The following is a 1,927-nucleotide window of genomic DNA, read 5'->3' on the forward strand; positions in this document are numbered from 1 at the left end:
GGGGTGGGAGGCTGGAGGGCACCCAGCACAGCATCGCGTCACAGTGAGGTGACCCCTAATGACGGAACTGCCGGACTTCGTCTCCATCCGTGAGGTCGGGCCGCGCGACGGGCTGCAGAACGAGGAGCCGATCCCGACCGACGCCAAGGTGCGTCTCCTCGACGCGCTCTCTCGTACCGGCGTGCAGCGGATCGAAGCGGTCTCCTTCGTGCACCCCAAGGCGATCCCGCAGATGGCCGACGCGGACGAGGTGTGGCAGCGGGCCGCGAAGGCCGAGGGCGTGCGCTACTCGGCCCTGGTGCCGAACACCCGGGGCGCGCAGCGGGCCCTGGCGGCCGGCTTCACCGAGATCGAGGTGGTGGTCTCGGCCAGCGACACGCACAACCGGCGCAACGTCAACCGGTCGACCGAGGAGTCCCTCGACGACATCGCCGAGCTGATCGACCTGCTGCACGGCGCGGGCGCCCGAGCGGAGGTGATCGTGGCGACCAGCTTCGGCTGCCCGTACGAGGGGGACGTCGACCCGCAGCGGGTGGCCGGCATCGTGGACCGGGTGGTTCGCGACGGCGCCGACCGGGTGGCCTTCGGTGACACCACCGGCATGGGTACCCCGCGCCGGGTCCGCGAGCTGGTCACCGCGGTACGCGACCGCAACGCGCACATCCCGGTGCTGCTGCACTTCCACAACACCCGGGGCACCGCGCTGGCGAACCTGCTGACCGCCATGGAGCTCGGGATCACCGAGTTCGACGCCAGCGTCGGCGGCCTCGGTGGCTGCCCGTACGCCCCGGGGGCCAGCGGCAACCTGGCCACCGAGGAGGCGGTGCACATGCTGCACGACATGGGGATCGACACCGGCATCGACCTGGACGCGCTGATCGAGGCGGCCGAGGCGGAGGCCGCTGCGGCGGTGGCGGAGATCGACGAGACCGAACGCGCGGCCTTGCAGACCGCGCTCGGCGCGGGCGGCACCGGGCGGGGTGCGGCCGGCGCGATGCGCGGTGCCGCCGGGCAGCTCAAGGACCTGGAGAAGCGGCAGAAGTCGCGGGCCACCCGGGCTCAGCGCGACGCCCTCGACCGGGCCCTGGTCGACCTGGCCGGCTTCTACCGGGACGCGCTGACGATGGCGCTGCGGGCGCCGGTCGCGCCGGTGCACACCGACACCGCCGCGCTGGCCGAGGCGGGCGCGCAGAAGTGGGACGCCGAGGGGGCGCTGCGCCGGCTGGAGGCGGTGCTGGAGTGCCGGGCGGCGATCGAGGCGAACGTCAAGCCGCGGATCGCGGTGGAGGCGATGATGCTCGCCCTCTGGAAGGGCTGATCCGCCGTCGGGCGGTCGCGACCGGCGTTATCCACAGGGCATCGACACGCGCGATTGACGTGCGGTACGGTCCGGTGTGCCGCGTGACGGTGGCGGCACGCTCAGTGAGGGGTCTGCCGGGGAGGAGTCCGCCGATGCCGCACGGGGAGATCGACGAGGCCTGGATCGAGGAGGCGGTGCGGCGCTACCGCCGCATCGAGTCGCTGCAGGCCGAGTTCGACCAGGCGGTGACGACGGTCGAGGTCACGGTCCGTTCGCCGGACGGGCTGGTCGAGGTGGTGGTGACCGCCGGTGGGCGGATCACCGACGTACGGTTCCTCGGCCCGCTGCACACCCGCCATCCGCGGGACGTCGCCGGCTCGGTGCACGCCGCGGTGACGGCGGCCGCCGATGCGGCGCAGTGGGCCCGGGAGAAGCTGCACAACGAGACCTTCGCGGCGTACCGGCCGCTCGCGGGGGCGTGACATGGAGTCCCTCCGCGCCCTGGCCGCCCGGCTCGACGAGGCGGGCGCCACCCTGGCCACCCTCGCGCACACGGTGACCGCCAGCGACCCGGCCCACCCCGCCTTCGGCGCCCACGCCGCCGGGGCGGCCGCGCCCTGCACCGGC

Annotated in this window: 2 protein-coding genes; both read left to right on the forward strand. The window is 74.0% G+C overall.

What is annotated here, in order from left to right:
* Positions 1–58: 58 nt before the first annotated feature.
* Positions 59–1,318, forward strand: coding sequence for a hydroxymethylglutaryl-CoA lyase (locus tag DKL51_RS18765; protein ID WP_311768064.1), 1,260 nt, complete (start codon positions 59–61; stop codon positions 1,316–1,318).
* 134 nt (positions 1,319–1,452) lie between these two features.
* Positions 1,453–1,782: a YbaB/EbfC family nucleoid-associated protein gene (locus DKL51_RS18770; RefSeq protein ID WP_109947363.1), complete on the forward strand. Its 330-nt coding sequence runs from the start codon at positions 1,453–1,455 to the stop codon at positions 1,780–1,782.
* Positions 1,783–1,927 lie beyond the last annotated feature (145 nt).

Source organism: Micromonospora globispora (assembly GCF_003857015.1).
Lineage (GTDB): Bacteria > Actinomycetota > Actinomycetes > Mycobacteriales > Micromonosporaceae > Micromonospora > Micromonospora globispora.